Origin of the sequence: Pseudomonas fluorescens (genome assembly GCF_001307275.1) — a bacterium.
GTDB lineage: Bacteria > Pseudomonadota > Gammaproteobacteria > Pseudomonadales > Pseudomonadaceae > Aquipseudomonas > Aquipseudomonas fluorescens_AA.
Genome location: NZ_CP012831.1, coordinates 2,472,501 through 2,488,473, shown reverse-complemented (window position 1 = coordinate 2,488,473; position 15,973 = coordinate 2,472,501). Strand labels below are relative to the sequence as shown.

The following is a 15,973-nucleotide window of genomic DNA, read 5'->3' as shown; positions in this document are numbered from 1 at the left end:
CTGCACTTTCAGAAACGACTGGAGTCCCAATTCACACACGCCACTCAACCACTGCAGGAGAGAGCCACCATGGCCAGCAATTCGTTACGCAAAGCCTCGTTGCAAAGCATGGAAGCGGAGATCGAGAGTCTGCTCAAGTCGTTGGAAAGCCTGAAGGACGACGCCTCTGACGAGTCGCGTAAGACCCTCAAGTCGCTCAAGGCCAATGCCGAGAGCGCGCTGAAACATTCTCGTCATCTGCTCAGCGATGCCTATGAAGAGGTCAAGGTGAAAACCCGTGAAACCGGGATCGCCACACGCGACTACGCGCAGGAACACCCATGGACCACGGCCGGTGTCGCAGTCGGTGCACTGGGTCTGCTGGCTGCTTACCTGCTGTGCAAGCGCGGTGACTGAGTCGGTTGGCTCAGCTCATGCCTGAGCCACTGGGCCAATTGCCGAGCGCGCCCGTCTGCGGCGCGCTTGGGCAGCCACAACGCCAGTCGCGCCGCGGTTTCATCGAAGCCCCATGGCGCGACCAGGCGACCGGCGCGTACGTCCTCGGCCACCAGCGGCTCGGGCGCGATCGCCACGCCTAACCCCGCGACGGCGGCCTCCAGCAAATAATACAAATGCTCGAATCCTTGCCCGAACTTCAGGGCCTGGGGTTCCAGGGCGTTTTGTCGTGCCCAGGTCGGCCAGGCCTGGGGGCGGGACGTGGTGTGCAGCAACGGCTCGTCCAGCAGCGCGTTGGCCGGTGCGGCTTGCAAGCGGGCGAATCCGGCGTAGTGGGGGCTCATCACGGGGCCGATCCGCTCGCTCGCCAGTTCGTACACCTGCATATCGGCCGGCCACGGCGGCTCGGCGAAGACCAGCAAGGCGTCCAGCCCCGGTCGCCTGGGGTCCAGGTCGCCTTCGCCGGCGGACAGGTGCAGGCGCAAATCCGGCAGGTCGGCGTTGAGCCTGCCCAGGCGGGGAATGAACCAGCGCGCCAGCAGGCTTCCCGAGCAGCCCAGGACAAACGGGGCATCTGCCGTACTTTGCATCAGCTCCGCGCAAACGCCGCGCAACCGCTCGAACGCATCGGCGCTGACGTCCCGCAGGCGCATGCCTGCATCTGTGAGTTTAAGGCCGCGCCCGTCCTTGATGAACAAGCTGACGCCCAAATGCTCTTCCAGCACCTTCAGCTGTCGACTCACGGCCCCATGGGTGACATGCAGCTGTTCGGCCGCCTGGCTTACGCTATTCAGGCGGGCGGTAGCCTCGAAGGCGCGCAAGGCGTTGAGCGGGGGAAGATCATGGCTCATTTTATCTGTGAGTTTTCCTGACAGGTTGTGGCGATCTTATCGGTTTTCACTGGGGGATGTCAGGGGTAGAGTGAACCTCATAGTCTTTCAACGCATTTGCCTGGAGCGCCCGATGACCCAGCCTACGACCCCTTTCAACCTGCGCAGCGGCCCCGACGCCAACGGCCTGTTCGGTGCATTCGGCGGCCGCTATGTGGCCGAGACCCTGATGCCGCTGATCCTTGATCTGGCCCGTGAATACGAAGTGGCGAAGGAAGATCCGGCCTTCATTGAGGAATTGGCCTACTTCCAGCGCGACTACGTCGGTCGCCCAAGCCCGCTCTACTTCGCCGAGCGCCTGACCGAATACTGCGGCGGCGCCAAGATCTATCTCAAGCGTGAAGAGCTGAACCACACCGGCGCGCACAAGATCAACAACTGCATCGGCCAGATCCTGCTGGCGCGGCGCATGGGCAAAAAACGCATCATCGCCGAGACCGGCGCCGGCATGCACGGCGTGGCCACCGCCACCGTGGCCGCGCGTTTCGGTCTGGATTGCGTGATCTACATGGGCACCACCGACATCGAGCGTCAGCAGGCCAACGTGTTCCGCATGAAGCTGCTGGGTGCCGAAGTGATCCCGGTGGTCGCCGGTACCGGCACGCTGAAGGACGCCATGAACGAGGCCCTGCGCGACTGGGTCACCAACGTCGACAGCACGTTCTACCTGATCGGCACTGTGGCAGGCCCGCATCCGTATCCGGCCATGGTGCGCGACTTCCAGGCCGTGATCGGCAAGGAAACCCGCGATCAACTGCAAGCCCAGGAAGGTCGCCTGCCGGATAGCCTGGTGGCGTGCATCGGCGGTGGCTCCAACGCCATGGGCCTGTTCCACCCGTTCCTGGACGACAAGAGTGTCGAGATCATCGGCGTCGAAGCCGCCGGTTATGGCATCGAGACCGGCAAGCACGCGGCGAGCCTGAACGGCGGCGTTCCGGGTGTACTGCACGGCAACCGCACCTTCCTGTTGCAGGACGACGACGGCCAGATCATCGATGCCCATTCGATTTCCGCAGGTCTCGACTACCCCGGTATCGGCCCTGAACATGCCTGGTTGCACGACATTGGTCGCGTCCAGTACACCTCGGTGACCGACGCCGAAGCCCTGGAAGCCTTTCACAAATGCTGTCGCCTGGAAGGGATCATTCCTGCACTGGAAAGCGCCCACGCCCTGGCGGAAGTGTTCAAACGCGCACCCAACTTGCCGAAAGATCACCTGATGGTGGTCAACCTGTCCGGCCGTGGCGACAAAGACATGCAAACCGTGATGCACCACATGGAACAGTCCCAGCAGGAGAAACACTGATGAGCCGCCTGCAAACCCGTTTTGCCGAACTCAAGGAACAGAACCGCGCCGCCCTGGTCACTTTCGTCACGGCCGGCGACCCGAACTACGACACGTCGCTGGCGATTCTCAAGGGGCTGCCGGCGGCCGGTGCCGACGTGATCGAGTTGGGCATGCCGTTCACCGACCCGATGGCCGACGGCCCGGCGATCCAGTTAGCGAATATTCGTGCCTTGGGCGCCCAGCAGAACCTGGCGAAAACCCTGCAGATGGTTCGCGAGTTCCGTCAGGACAATACCGAGACGCCGCTGGTGCTGATGGGCTACTTCAACCCGATCCACCGTTATGGCGTGCAACGTTTCATTGACGAAGCGCTGGATTGCGGTGTCGATGGCCTGATCGTTGTGGACATGCCGCCCGAGCACAACAGCGAACTGTGCGAACCGGCCCAGGCGGCTGGCTTGGACTTCATCCGCCTGACGACGCCGACCACCGACGATGTGCGCTTGCCGACGGTGCTTAACGGCAGTTCGGGGTTTGTGTACTACGTGTCGGTGGCGGGCGTGACCGGGGCCGGTGCCGCGACGCTGGAGCATGTGGAAGAGGCCGTGGCGCGTCTGCGTCGCCATACCGATCTGCCCATCAGCATTGGTTTCGGTATTCGTACGCCGGAGCAGGCTGCCGCCATCGCACGATTGGCTGATGGGGTGGTGGTGGGCTCGGCGCTGATCGACCATATCGCCAGCGCCGAAACATCGGAACAGGCAATTGATGGGGTGTTGAGCTTGTGTGCCGCCCTGGCCGATGGTGTGCGCAAGGCGCGTCTCAGCTGATTTGATTCAGCTGACAGCCACGAAAAAAGGGTTCAGAACGGGGTTCTGAACCCTTTTTTTATTCCACCTGGAGCAGTCTTGGCGCTGCTCTTTGCAGGGTCAAGGCAGCTCCAACCCGCCCCCGGCCTTGTGCAGCTTGCGCAAATGCTCGCCAATCTCTTTCACATTGGCCTCGCTCGCCGCAATTTCAGCCGCGCGGCTCGGTTCGAGCAATGCCCGGACTTCCTTGTCCAGATCGCCTGTCAGCGTTTGCAGTTGTTTCTGCCGTAAGCTGCTTTCCGATTCCAAGCGTTGCCATTCGCTGGGTTGCGGCAAGCCGTAGCCACTGCTGCCCAACAGTTCGGCCGGACGGCTCAGGAAACCGCTGTTGGCGAGGATCTGCTGCAGCGTCGCATTGGCCCTTTCCATCCCGCCGTTCTGCAATTCACGGGCACCCAGGTAGCGCTGTTTGACTTCATCCTGCGCCAACAACAATTGCCGGCGATAACTGGCCTGTTCCAGCAGCAACAACGCCGCGCTGGTGCGCAGGTCGGCCTGTTCGAACCAGACCCGGCGTTCGGCGGCGTCGAGGGCCAGCCAGTCTTCCACCGTTTGTTGCTTGATCGGCAGATACTTCTTCAGCACATCGAACATCGCCTGGTACCGCTCGCGGAATGAGTCGAAGCGGTAGCCCAGCCGCAAGGCTTCCTTGGGATCATCCAGCACGCTGGTATCCGCCAGGCCCCGGCCCTTGAGTACCTCCAGCAGGCCGTTGGGCATGATGCTGTCCAGGCCCTTGAGTTGCTCGTTATTGCTGCCGCTGCGCAACAGTTTCAAGCTCTCCACGGCGCAGTTATTGGACAGGAAGTAATAGTTGCCGTCGTAGCTCCAGTGCATTTCGGCGGCGTGCTCGACCGTTTCCTCGATCTCGGTGCGTGACAGGTTCAGCGGCACCGATGCCAGGCTGCGCAGCTCGGTCTTGGTGTATTCGTCGATCACCTGGGCCAACGGCAATACGAACAGGCGCGACGGGTATTTGCCGACCAGCCCGTCCCAGCTCGACAACTGCACATCGCCCACGAAGGCGCGGTATGACAGCACCAGGTGTTGGTCCAGATCCAGTCGGCAGTCCGGGCCACGTGGGCGGCCCGGTGCGCAGATCACCAGCCGGAGCATGCTGTGGCCCCAGCGGCTCACCCAGTTCTGATTGGCCTCGGCCAGCAGGTAATCGATGGCATAGACCCGTTCCGGATCGACCTTGCCCAGCGGTGTCTTGGCGAAATCGTTTCCGGCGTTGAGGAAGGCGAACGATTGGGCGCAGGTGTCCTTGGCGGCGGGGGCCCAACCGAAGTGTTCCTGGTAATAGCGATACAGGGCGGGGCGTCGGCAGGCATAGCTGGAGTCCAGGAGGAAGTACTCCATGTTGACCGCGACGAACTCCTTGGGGCTGCTCGTTTCATAGAGATCCGGGCTGCGGGCGACCTGGCGGTTGTGCTGTTCCCGTTCGCCGCGACGGCCGACGTATTGTGGCCAGCCGGCGAGGTCCAACAAGCGAGGATCATCGCTGAGGGTGAAACGGCGGTCGTTCTGGCCCCGGCATTCATCGGGAAGACCGATCAACCCGGCGCTGCTGTTGCGTCGAGTGCAACGCTGGATCAGTGCGCGTTCGGTCTCTGGCCATAGACGCGAGCGATCATAGATGTGGGTCAGTTCGTGCAGGACCGTGGCGAGCATTTCCCGGCGCACGGTGCCGTGGGGGCGATGGGTCTTTTGCGTCGCGGCGCTGCCGTCGACAAGGCTGTCGAGCAGGTTGCTATTGAGGTCCAGTTGCGACACCAGCGAGGCCTGGCCGTAGGCATTGGCCGGCATCTGGTCGGTCCAGCCGACATCGATGCGCCGGTCCAGCCGCTCGATGAAGCGCGGCGGCAGGGCCTGCATGGCTTCATCGAGCAGTGCCTGGCTGGCCTGCTGTTGCGCCGGGCTCAGGCCTTCGACGTTGAGGTGCAATTGCAGGCCGGCCTGGGCCATGCTGCCCGTGAGCAGCAAGACCCCGGCCGCCAGCCAGGCGGCGAACCGCCTCACAATGCGAGGATGGCTTCGGCGAGAACCTGGTCACTGGCGTCGCGGGCTTCCGGCACGCGGGTGCGCAAGGTGTCGAAGGCGGCCTCGAGATGAGCGCCACGAATTTCACCATTGCTGGCGACAAAACTGGCCGCATCGTCATGGGCTTCGCGGACGATTTTCGAATCACGGATGGACGTGGTGGTGTCGGAAGTGAAATCGATCGTGCGCTGGGAAGCGCGAACGATGATGTTACTGGTGGCTACCAGGGTATGTGCCTGGGCCACATCGGCCAACACCAGCAGGCCTAAGGCGGCAGCAATCAGCGGGCTACGCATGGAACGACTCCGGAAAAATGAGGATAACTATTGGACGAGAATTGCCTGTGCCAGTTCAAGGTCGCTGACGTGAAGTTTTGGCTGGGCCCGGCGCAGGTAATCCAGGGCCGATTCCAGTTGTGCTCCTCGCAGTTGCCCGTCGCTGGCGACGAATGCCGCAGCGTCATCGTGAGCGGCGACGATCAGTTTATGGTCGAAGGGCGCGGAGGTCACCATGCTCGTGGCATAGCCGCTGACCACCACTTGCTGGGTGGACACATCGAAGGCATGGGCCGGAGCAGACCAGCAAAAAACGATGAAGAAAGACGCGATGAACAGATCTGAGTAGAAACGCATGGGACTCGACGGTTGATGGCGAGTTTGAAGGCTAGCGCAAACCTGCGGGCCAGAGCCAGCGCTGAAACATCGGAACACCATTTGGCGCCCGATGTTTCATGTTGCGTCAGATCACCAGGATGGCCTGGGCCAATTGCGCATCGGTGGCGTTGAGCTGTGGTGCCTGCTGGCGGATGTAATCCAGGGCGCTTTCCAGTTTCACACCACGGATGGCGCCTTCGCTGGCGACGAAGCTGGCGGCGTCATCACGGGCGGCTTGAACGATCTTGTTGTCACGCAGGGATGAGGTTGCATCGGAGGTCACGTCGGAGGTGGCCTTGAGTGCTCCGACGATGGAGTCGGTGGTGACGATGAAGCTGCTGGCGTTGGAGTGGGCGGCTACGGCCAGCAGGGCAACTGCGCTGAGCAGGCGAAGACGGATCATGATGAAACTCCTTGAATGATGGGTGATGCAGGTGCGTGTAGCTGGAAGAGGAGACGCATGCTCGACTCGCTTCGCCACGTTCGCCTCGATATTAGGACAGGAACGCGTTGGCTGACAGCCCTTGCGGTGCTCATTGACTGCATGGGGTCGACGTACTGTACTGGTGTGTTTTATATCTTGTTTAAACTGTTATGTCTCCAAGGCTCTCGTCAAAATCAGGCCCCCGAAACGACAAGACCCGTCGCGGTTACCCGCGACGGGTCTTGTGTGTTCAATTCGGTGCTGGCGGTGGACCCGGTGGGTCAGGGCCAGCGACGCTGAGTTAGCGCCAGAACGGCTTGCTCAGCTCTTCGTAGCGTTGTGCTTCGCTGATACCGGCATCAGCCAGCAGGCGCGAATCCAGACGAGCCAGTTGGTGACGGCTGGCGATGCGGCGCTGCCACAACATCAGGTTGGCGATAACGCGAAGAGGCAGGGAAGCCTGGTTTTTTTCAGCTTTGTCTTCGAAAAACAGCTCGGAACTGAGTGTACGTTCCATGGTTGACATCCTTCCGCTTGTGGCGGGATTAGGTAGTGGTTTGACTGGTGCCCATGATCCTCTCGTTTGGCCAGTCTCTCTAGATACAGTTCACCTGTATTGTGAGAGACCAGTTAACTGTTAAAGAGCGGTGTACTGGTCAATATTGAGGCAACTGTACCTGTCTGCACGATGTTGGTGCATTTTTGCGTGTTGGGGGTAGCTTTGTGGGAAAAGACTGTAAGAAAATACCGGTACAGCAGTACAGTTTTTGACGGATAAGGCTTGAATGACGGTCTTCAACCAAAACTGTATTTGCGATAACGGTGATCCAGCTGTATCAGACGGCCAACATGCGCCCGGTTTCTTCGAGGTTCAGGTGCCAACTCAGTGCATCGCGCAGGATATGCGGGGTATGTCCGCCCAAGGCGCACGCGGCGTCGAAATACTCATTCAAGGCTTGGTGGTAGGTGGGGTGCACGCAATTGTCGATGATCACTCGCGCGCGTTCCCTTGGCGCCAGGCCCCGCAGGTCGGCCAGACCGATCTCGGTGACCAGGATGTCGACGTCATGTTCGGTATGGTCCACATGGCTGACCATCGGCACGACGCTGGAAATGGCCCCACCCTTGGCAATCGACTTGGTGACGAAAATCGCCAGGTGGGCATTGCGGGCGAAATCCCCCGAGCCGCCGATGCCATTCATCATCCGCGTGCCGCAGACATGGGTGGAATTGACGTTGCCGTACAAGTCGAACTCCAGTGCGGTGTTGATAGCAATGATGCCCAGGCGACGCACGACCTCGGGATGGTTGGAGATCTCTTGTGGGCGCAGGACCAGCTTGTCCTTGTACCTTTCCAGGTTGCCAAACACATCGGCATTACGTCGATCCGACAGCGTGATCGAGCTGCCGGAGGCGAAACTCAGCTTGCCGGCGTCGATGAGGTCAAATGTCGAGTCCTGCAAAACCTCGGAATACATGGTCAGGTCTTCGAACGGGGAATCGATCAGCCCGCACATCACGGCATTGGCGATGTTGCCGATACCAGCCTGCAACGGCCCGAGCTTGTTGGTCATGCGTCCGGCCGAAACCTCCTGCTTGAAGAAATCGATCAGGTGATCGGCAATGGCCTGGGTGTCGCTGTCCGGTGGCGCGACGGTCGAAGGCGAGTCGCCTTGGTTGGTAATGACAATGGCGGCGATTTTTTCCGGCGGGATCGCAATGGCGGGGCTGCCAATACGGTCGTCGACTTTCACCAGGGGAATGGGTGTACGGGTGGGGCGATAGGTCGGGATATAGATGTCGTGCAGCCCTTCCAGATTCGGGTTGTGAGCCAGGTTGATCTCGACGATCACTTGTCGGGCGAAAATGGCGAAGCTGGCTGAATTACCCACCGATGTGGTGGGTACGATATGTCCCTGCTCGGTAATGGCCACGGCTTCGATCACGGCAATATCGGGCAGTTTGAGCTGGCCGTTGCGCAGTTGCTCGACCGTTTCCGAGAGATGTTGATCGATGAACATCACCTTGCCTGCGTTGATCGCCTTGCGCAGCGTGCTGTCGACCTGGAACGGCATGCGTCGCGCCAGTACGCCGGCTTCGGTGAGCTCCTTGTCGAGGTCATTGCCCAGGCTTGCACCGGTCATCAGGCTTATTTTCAGCGGGGTGACCTTGGCGCGTTCAGCCAGGGCATGGGGCACTGCTTTCGCTTCTCCGGCGCGGGTAAAGCCGCTCATGCCGACGGTCATGCCGTCCTGAATCAACAAGGCTGCTTCGGCAGCGCTCATCACTTTATTCAATAACGAAGGCAAGCGGATGCGATCACGGTACATAGGTGGTTATCTCGGGCTGGAAAGCAAGATGCGCAGTCTAGTGAATTAGCGCTGTGCCCGACCCGCTACAAAGGTCGCATTTCAGGCGTCTATTACGAGGGTCTCAGGCAAAACATCATTACCGGATCGGTAACATTTTGCCTTGATACAAATCAAAACGCCCCGACAGGTCGGGGCGTTTTGGGTGAAGCGGCGAGGTTATTCCACCGCTTTGACCATGTCTTCGATGACCTTCTTGGCGTCACCGAACACCATCATGGTCTTGTCGAGATAGAACAGCTCGTTGTCCAGGCCCGCATAGCCGCTGGCCATCGAGCGTTTGTTGACGATGATGGTCTTGGCCTTGAACGCTTCGAGGATCGGCATGCCGGCAATCGGCGACTTCGGATCGTTCTTCGCCGCCGGGTTTACCACGTCGTTGGCGCCCAGCACCAGCACCACGTCGGCCTGGCCGAACTCGGAGTTGATGTCTTCCATTTCGAACACCTGGTCGTAAGGCACTTCGGCCTCGGCCAGCAGGACGTTCATGTGTCCAGGCATGCGACCGGCCACCGGGTGGATCGCGTATTTAACGGTCACGCCGCGATGGGTCAGCTTCTCGGTCAGTTCTTTCAGCGCGTGCTGCGCCCGGGCCACCGCCAGGCCATAGCCCGGCACGATGATCACGGTATCGGCGTTGGTCAGCAGGAAAGTCGCGTCGTCAGCCGAGCCGGATTTCACCGGACGGGCTTCTTTGGAGCCAGCCGGGCCAGCAGCATCTGCGGTATTGCCGAAACCACCGAGCAGCACGTTGAAGAACGAACGGTTCATCGCCTTGCACATGATGTACGAGAGGATCGCACCGCTCGAGCCCACCAGCGAGCCGGCAATGATCAGCATCGAGTTGTTCAGCGAGAAGCCGATACCCGCTGCGGCCCAACCGGAATAGCTGTTGAGCATCGACACCACTACCGGCATGTCCGCGCCGCCGATCGGGATGATGATCAGCACGCCCAGGACAAAGGCCAGGGCCAGCATCAAGGCGAACGCGCCGAGGTTGCCGGTGAACATGAACATCAGGCCCAGGCCCAGCGTGGCAAGGCCCAGGATCAGGTTGAGCTTGTGCTGGCCACCAAACTGTACTGGTGCGCCCTGGAACAGACGGAACTTGTACTTGCCCGAGAGCTTGCCGAATGCGATCACCGAACCGGAGAAGGTGATTGCACCAATGGCTGCGCCGAGGAACAGCTCCAGACGGTTACCGGCTGGAATCGAATCACCCAATTGCTTGACGATACCCAGGGACTGCGGCTCGACGACAGCCGCGATGGCAATGAACACCGCCGCCAGGCCGATCATGCTGTGCATGAACGCCACCAGTTCCGGCATCTTGGTCATTTCGACGCGCTTGGCCATGATCGAGCCGGCGGTACCGCCGACCAGCAGGCCGACGATCACGTAGCCGATGCCGGCGGTCGCCAGTTCGGCCCCCAGTTTGTAGATGAGGCCCACAGTGGTCAGCACCGCCAGCGCCATGCCGAGCATGCCGAACAGGTTGCCTCGGCGGGAGGTGGTGGGGTGCGACAGGCCTTTGAGGGCCTGGATGAAGCAGATCGACGCGATCAGATAGAGCGTCGTTACCAGGTTCATGCTCATTACTTGGGCGCCTCTTCTTTTACGGCTTTCGGGGCTTTTTTCTTGAACATCTCAAGCATGCGGCGCGTCACGAGGAAGCCACCGAAGACGTTCACCGCGGCCAGGGCCACGGCGAGGGTGCCCATGGTCTTGCCCAGCGGCGTCACGGTCAGCGCGGCGGCGAGCATGGCGCCGACGATCACGATCGCCGAAATGGCGTTGGTCACCGCCATCAACGGTGTGTGCAGCGCGGGCGTTACGTTCCAGACCACGTGGTAACCGACATAAATCGCCAGCACGAAGATGATCAGGTTGTAGATACCGGGGGAGATAAGCTCTTCCATTGTCTGAATCCCTGCTTAGGCGTTTTTGCGGATGACTTGGCCGTCGCGGCACATCAGGCACGCGGCGACGATGTCGTCTTCCAGGTTCACGTCGAACTGACCTTCCTTGGTGAAGACCAGCTTCAGGAAGTCCAGCAGGTTACGGGCATACAGCGCCGACGCGTCGGCTGCGACTTCGCCGGCCAGGTTGGTCGGGCCGCAAATGGTCACGCCATTCTCGATCACGACCTGATCAGCCACGGTCAGCGGGCAGTTACCACCCTGGGCTGCCGCGAGGTCGATGACCACCGAGCCGGGTTTCATCTGCGCGACGGTTTCGGCACTCAGCAACGTCGGTGCCTTGCGGCCCGGAATCAATGCGGTGGTAATGACGATGTCAGCCTGTTTGGCGCGCTCGTGCACGGCTTGGGCCTGGCGTTGCATCCAGCTGGCCGGCATCGGCCGGGCGTAACCGCCGACGCCGACGGCGCACTCGCGCTCTTCGTCGGTCTCGTAAGGCACATCGACGAACTTCGCGCCGAGGGACTCGATTTGCTCCTTGACCGCCGGACGCACATCCGAAGCCTCGATCACCGCGCCCAGGCGCTTGGCCGTGGCGATCGCCTGCAACCCGGCCACGCCCGCGCCGAGAATCAGCACGCGCGCCGCTTTCACGGTACCCGCGGCAGTCATCAGCATCGGCATGAAGCGCGGATAGTAATGGGCGGCCAGCAACACGGCTTTGTAACCGGCGATGTTCGCTTGAGACGACAGCACATCCAGGCTCTGGGCTCGGGAAGTGCGTGGCGCGGCCTCAAGGGCGAAAGCGGTAATGCCGCACTCGGCCAGCTTGGCGATGGTTTCGTTGTTGAACGGATTGAGCATGCCCACCAGAACGGTGCCGCTCTTGATCAGCGTCAGTTCGCTGTCGCTGGGAGCCACCACCTTGAGGATCAGCTCGGCCCCGAATGCATCACTGGCGCTGCCAATGGTTGCGCCCGCTGCCTCATAGGCACTGTCGATAACGCTGGCCTTGATACCGGCGCCGCTTTGAACAGTGACTTTATGGCCTTGGCCGATCAACTTCTTGATGGTTTCCGGGGTAGCAGCAACCCGTGTTTCACCCGTTTGGGTTTCGAGGGGAACACCAATGTGCACGTCAAATCTCCTGCGTGATCTTATTGAGTAAACCCAGGCACTTCGGATGGTGCGGCTGGGGCGGCCGATCAGCACGGTCCCACCAAACCAGGCGGGGCGCGGCATTTTGCAGGCGAAAATTCAGCCCTTCAAGAGATTATGACGGGTGACGGAAAATTAACTACAAGTCACCCTGTGACCGAATGTCGCGATTATCGATCGGCAGCCCTTGTGGGCCGTGCTTTCCAAGGATTCAGGTTCAAATTGACAATTTTTCCCATCGGCCAGATGAATAAGCGCTGATGCGTTGCGTGATATGGCTCGAAGCCATGTATTTAGACGCTTTGGAGACTACTGCACGGGCTTGATAACAGATTGACTGAATGCGACATAAACTTATATCTGTAGCGACTTCTGTTAGTTTACTACCTAAGTCAGTTTTTGTTTTTTTCTTATTAATCAAGAAGATAGTTGTCGGCTTGTTTCACGAGCCAGTCACGAAAAGCCCGAAGGGAGGCGGATTCGACTTTTCGCTCCGGAATCATCAGGTAGTAGGCCTTGATGCTCGACAGCGCGTTACGGTTGGCCACGACCAGTCGTTTCTCTGCCAGTTCGCGTTGAATCAAAAAGGGCGGAATCAGCGCGATACCCATGTCGTGCATAGCCGCTTGGGCGAGCATGGAGAATAGTTCATAACGCGGCCCTGTCAGGTCTCGCGCAATATTCAGGTTCTGGGCGTTGAACCACTGGCGCCACGCATATGGACGAGTGGTCTGCTGGAGCAAGGGCAGTTCGGCGATTTCCTCTGGTGTCAGGCCCTTGCGACCGTCTAGCAAGGCGGGGCTGCATACAGGCATCGGATTTTCGCCCATCAGCTTGTGGGATTCGGTACCGGACCAGTCCGCATCGCCAAAATAGATGGCGGCATCAAATTCCGTATCGGCAAAGAGAAAGGGGCGCGTGCGGTTGGTCAGGTTGACGGTGACTTCCGGGTGCTGCTGCTGGAAGTCCTTGAGGCGTGGCAGCAACCATTGGGTGCCGAAGGTCGGAACCACGGCCAGTTCGATCACGTTCGCACCGGTGTGCCCCATCACTGAAAGTGTGTCGCGCTCGACGGCATCCAGTTGGGTGGCAACGCGTCGGCTGTAGGAAAGACCTGCTTCGGTCAGTTTGACGCCGCGGCGCGAGCGTCGGAAAAGCTCCACGCTGAGGAAGTCCTCCAGGCTGGCGATCTGTCGGCAGATAGCGCCTTGCGTGAGAGAAAGCTCCTGCGCCGCCTTGGTAAAGCTTTCATGGCGCGCGGCAGCCTCGAAACTGACCAGGGCGGCGGTGCTGGGGATTTTACGACGCATGTACGTAAGCCTCACTCAATAACTGTGTAAACGGGGTTAATGGCGTTTACGGAGTGAGAAATTAGCACAGGTTAGTGCGTAATCCTCGTTTGCCCTTGTAGGAAACCGCGCCTAGGATCAATCCACGATTTTCATTTAATTGGCGAGGACTCTTTCATGGCCGGTAAAGCGAGCTTCAACTGGATCGATCCGTTGTTGCTGGATCAGCAGCTCACCGAAGAAGAACGCATGATTCGCGACACTGCCGAGCAGTTTGCCCAGCAGAAGCTCGCCCCGCGAGTGCTGGAAGCGTTCCGTCATGAGAAAACCGACCCGGCGATTTTCCGCGAGATGGGTGAAGTCGGCCTGCTGGGGGCAACCATTCCTGAACAGTACGGCGGCAGTGGGTTGAACTACGTCAGCTATGGCCTGATCGCTCGTGAGGTCGAACGGGTCGATTCCGGTTATCGCTCGATGATGAGCGTGCAATCCTCGCTGGTCATGGTGCCGATCAACGAATTCGGGACTGAGGCGCAGAAACAGAAGTATTTGCCGAAGCTGGCGTCGGGTGAATGGATCGGCTGCTTTGGTCTGACTGAGCCGAACCATGGTTCCGACCCGGGTGCGATGATCACTCGTGCGCGCAAAGTGGAAGGCGGCTACAGCCTGACGGGCAGCAAGATGTGGATCACCAACAGCCCGATCGCTGACGTATTTGTCGTCTGGGGCAAGGACGACGCCGGTGACATCCGCGGCTTCGTTCTCGAAAAAGGCTGGAAGGGGCTGAGTGCGCCGGCCATTCATGGCAAGGTCGGGCTGCGCGCCTCAATCACTGGCGAAATCGTCATGGACAACGTATTCGTTCCGGAAGAGAACATCTTCCCGGATGTCCGTGGCCTGAAAGGCCCGTTTACTTGTCTGAACTCGGCACGCTACGGCATCTCCTGGGGCGCCTTGGGAGCGGCCGAATTCTGCTGGCATACCGCACGCCAGTACACGCTGGACCGCCAGCAGTTTGGTCGCCCGCTCGCTGCGAATCAGTTGATCCAGAAGAAACTGGCCGATATGCAGACTGAAATCACGCTGGCCCTGCAGGGATGCCTGCGTCTGGGGCGTATGAAAGACGAGGGCACGGCGGCGGTCGAGATTACCTCGATCATGAAGCGCAACTCCTGCGGCAAGTCCCTGGATATTGCCCGCATGGCGCGGGACATGCTGGGCGGCAACGGTATTTCCGATGAGTTCGGCATCGCGCGTCATCTGGTGAATCTGGAAGTCGTGAACACCTATGAAGGCACGCACGATGTGCATGCGCTGATTTTGGGGCGTGCGCAAACCGGTATCCAGGCGTTCTACTAATAGGAGAACGGTCATGGGCGCGCTTTCGCATCTGCGGGTATTGGATTTATCGAGGGTATTGGCCGGGCCTTGGGCCGGACAGATCCTGGCGGACCTGGGGGCTGATGTCATCAAGGTCGAGCGTCCCGGCAATGGCGACGATACCCGCGCCTGGGGGCCGCCCTTCCTGAAGGATGCCCGAGGCGAGAACACGACCGAGGCCGCTTATTATCTTTCAGCCAATCGCAACAAGCAGTCGGTGACCATCGACTTCACGCGGCCAGAGGGGCAGCGGCTGGTGCGAGAGCTGGCAGCCAAGTCCGACATCCTGATCGAGAACTTCAAGGTGGGCGGCCTGGCGGCGTATGGCTTGGACTATGACTCGCTAAAGGCGATCAATCCGCAATTGATCTATTGCTCGATAACCGGGTTTGGCCAGACCGGCCCTTATGCCAAGCGCGCCGGGTATGACTTCATGATTCAGGGGCTGGGGGGCTTGATGAGCCTGACCGGTCGCCCTGAGGGCGATGAGGGTGCGGGTCCGGTGAAGGTAGGGGTCGCGTTGACGGACATCCTCACGGGGCTGTATTCGACCGCTGCCATTCTGGCGGCGTTGGCCCACCGTGATCATGTCGGCGGCGGTCAGCACATCGATATGGCCCTGCTGGATGTTCAAGTGGCTTGCCTGGCCAACCAGGCGATGAACTACCTGACCACGGGCAATGCGCCGAAGCGTTTGGGTAATGCTCATCCGAATATCGTGCCTTATCAGGATTTTCCGACGGCGGATGGCGATTTCATCCTGACGGTGGGTAATGACGGCCAGTTCCGAAAGTTCGCTGAGGTTGCCGGTCAACCGCAGTGGGCTGATGATCCGCGTTTTGCCACTAACAAGGTGCGGGTGGCGAACCGGGCGGTGCTGATTCCGTTGATTCGCCAGGCGACGGTGTTCAAGACCACCGCTGAATGGGTGACTCAGTTGGAGCAGGCGGGTGTGCCGTGTGGGCCTATCAACGACCTGGCCCAGGTGTTTGCCGATCCTCAGGTACAGGCTCGTGGGTTGGCGATGGAATTGCCTCACCTGCTGGCGGGTAAAGTGCCGCAGGTGGCCAGTCCGATTCGACTGTCCGAGACGCCAGTGGAGTATCGCAATGCGCCTCCTTTATTAGGAGAGCATACGTTGGAGGTGCTGCAGCGAGTGTTGGGGTTGGACGAGGCTGCGGTGATGGCGTTCAGAGAGGCTGGGGTGCTGTGAGTCTTCTCTTCTATATAGAGGAGCGTGTTAAAGGGCAAAAGCG

At 60.1% G+C, this 15,973-nt stretch carries 16 protein-coding genes; 5 read left to right on the top strand and 11 right to left on the bottom strand.

From position 1 onward, the window contains the following. The first annotated feature begins 69 nt into the window (after nucleotides 1-69). Nucleotides 70-396 (top strand): DUF883 family protein, encoded by a 327-nt coding sequence (locus AO356_RS10940; protein ID WP_025211165.1) that lies wholly within the window; start codon nucleotides 70-72, stop codon nucleotides 394-396. Here the strand turns inward: AO356_RS10940 and AO356_RS10935 are convergent. Then, complete coding sequence (locus AO356_RS10935) at nucleotides 369-1,286, bottom strand: LysR family transcriptional regulator (protein WP_060739794.1); 918 nt, start codon at nucleotides 1,284-1,286, stop codon at nucleotides 369-371. The genes AO356_RS10940 and AO356_RS10935 overlap by 28 nt on opposite strands. A gap of 112 nt (nucleotides 1,287-1,398) precedes the next feature. On the opposite strand from AO356_RS10935, the gene trpB reads away from it, so the two are divergent. Both trpB and trpA read left to right on the top strand, forming a co-directional pair. Then, the gene (trpB, locus tag AO356_RS10930; protein ID WP_053127073.1) at nucleotides 1,399-2,631 is read left to right on the top strand and encodes a tryptophan synthase subunit beta; all 1,233 of its coding nucleotides are present in this window, start codon (nucleotides 1,399-1,401) and stop codon (nucleotides 2,629-2,631) included. After that, nucleotides 2,631-3,443, top strand: coding sequence for a tryptophan synthase subunit alpha (trpA, locus tag AO356_RS10925; RefSeq protein ID WP_060739793.1), 813 nt, complete (start codon nucleotides 2,631-2,633; stop codon nucleotides 3,441-3,443). The genes trpB and trpA overlap by 1 nt, the downstream gene beginning before the upstream one ends. Nucleotides 3,444-3,542: 99 nt before the next feature. Here trpA and AO356_RS10920 read toward each other — a convergent pair whose 3' ends face one another. The 10 genes from AO356_RS10920 to AO356_RS10870 all read right to left on the bottom strand — a co-directional run bounded on the left by AO356_RS10920 (nucleotide 3,543) and on the right by AO356_RS10870 (nucleotide 13,358). Next, the gene (locus AO356_RS10920; protein WP_060739792.1) at nucleotides 3,543-5,504 is read right to left on the bottom strand and encodes a DUF4105 domain-containing protein; all 1,962 of its coding nucleotides are present in this window, start codon (nucleotides 5,502-5,504) and stop codon (nucleotides 3,543-3,545) included. Beyond that, nucleotides 5,501-5,821, bottom strand: a complete 321-nt coding sequence (locus AO356_RS10915; protein ID WP_003187020.1) for a DUF2388 domain-containing protein — start codon at nucleotides 5,819-5,821, stop codon at nucleotides 5,501-5,503. Before AO356_RS10915 ends, AO356_RS10920 begins: the two co-directional genes overlap by 4 nt. 27 nt (nucleotides 5,822-5,848) lie before the next feature. Then, complete coding sequence (locus AO356_RS10910; protein WP_060739791.1) at nucleotides 5,849-6,157, bottom strand: DUF2388 domain-containing protein; 309 nt, start codon at nucleotides 6,155-6,157, stop codon at nucleotides 5,849-5,851. 106 nt (nucleotides 6,158-6,263) lie between these two features. Then, a complete protein-coding gene (locus AO356_RS10905) occupies nucleotides 6,264-6,581 on the bottom strand; it encodes a DUF2388 domain-containing protein (protein WP_003196441.1) in 318 nt (105 codons plus the stop codon). A 322-nt stretch (nucleotides 6,582-6,903) separates the two neighbouring features. Beyond that, a complete protein-coding gene (locus AO356_RS10895; RefSeq protein WP_003187014.1) occupies nucleotides 6,904-7,119 on the bottom strand; it encodes a DUF1127 domain-containing protein in 216 nt (71 codons plus the stop codon). Nucleotides 7,120-7,438: 319 nt separating this feature from the next. Next, nucleotides 7,439-8,932 (bottom strand): acetyl-CoA hydrolase/transferase family protein, encoded by a 1,494-nt coding sequence (locus AO356_RS10890; RefSeq protein WP_060739789.1) that lies wholly within the window; start codon nucleotides 8,930-8,932, stop codon nucleotides 7,439-7,441. A 198-nt stretch (nucleotides 8,933-9,130) separates the two neighbouring features. After that, entirely contained in the window at nucleotides 9,131-10,567 is a 1,437-nt protein-coding gene (locus AO356_RS10885) for an NAD(P)(+) transhydrogenase (Re/Si-specific) subunit beta (RefSeq protein ID WP_025216189.1), read from the bottom strand. Further along, a complete protein-coding gene (locus tag AO356_RS10880) occupies nucleotides 10,567-10,890 on the bottom strand; it encodes an NAD(P) transhydrogenase subunit alpha (RefSeq protein ID WP_003187010.1) in 324 nt (107 codons plus the stop codon). The genes AO356_RS10885 and AO356_RS10880 overlap by 1 nt, the downstream gene beginning before the upstream one ends. 15 nt (nucleotides 10,891-10,905) lie before the next feature. Then, the gene (locus AO356_RS10875) at nucleotides 10,906-12,027 is read right to left on the bottom strand and encodes a Re/Si-specific NAD(P)(+) transhydrogenase subunit alpha (protein WP_060739788.1); all 1,122 of its coding nucleotides are present in this window, start codon (nucleotides 12,025-12,027) and stop codon (nucleotides 10,906-10,908) included. Between the two features lie 434 nt (nucleotides 12,028-12,461). Then, complete coding sequence (locus AO356_RS10870) at nucleotides 12,462-13,358, bottom strand: LysR family transcriptional regulator (protein WP_060739787.1); 897 nt, start codon at nucleotides 13,356-13,358, stop codon at nucleotides 12,462-12,464. Between the two features lie 156 nt (nucleotides 13,359-13,514). Here AO356_RS10870 and AO356_RS10865 point away from each other — a divergent pair, with 156 nt between their 5' ends. Beyond that, the gene (locus AO356_RS10865; protein ID WP_014335919.1) at nucleotides 13,515-14,696 is read left to right on the top strand and encodes an acyl-CoA dehydrogenase; all 1,182 of its coding nucleotides are present in this window, start codon (nucleotides 13,515-13,517) and stop codon (nucleotides 14,694-14,696) included. Between the two features lie 13 nt (nucleotides 14,697-14,709). Next, nucleotides 14,710-15,930 (top strand): CaiB/BaiF CoA transferase family protein, encoded by a 1,221-nt coding sequence (locus AO356_RS10860; RefSeq protein ID WP_060739786.1) that lies wholly within the window; start codon nucleotides 14,710-14,712, stop codon nucleotides 15,928-15,930. Nucleotides 15,931-15,973 lie beyond the last annotated feature (43 nt).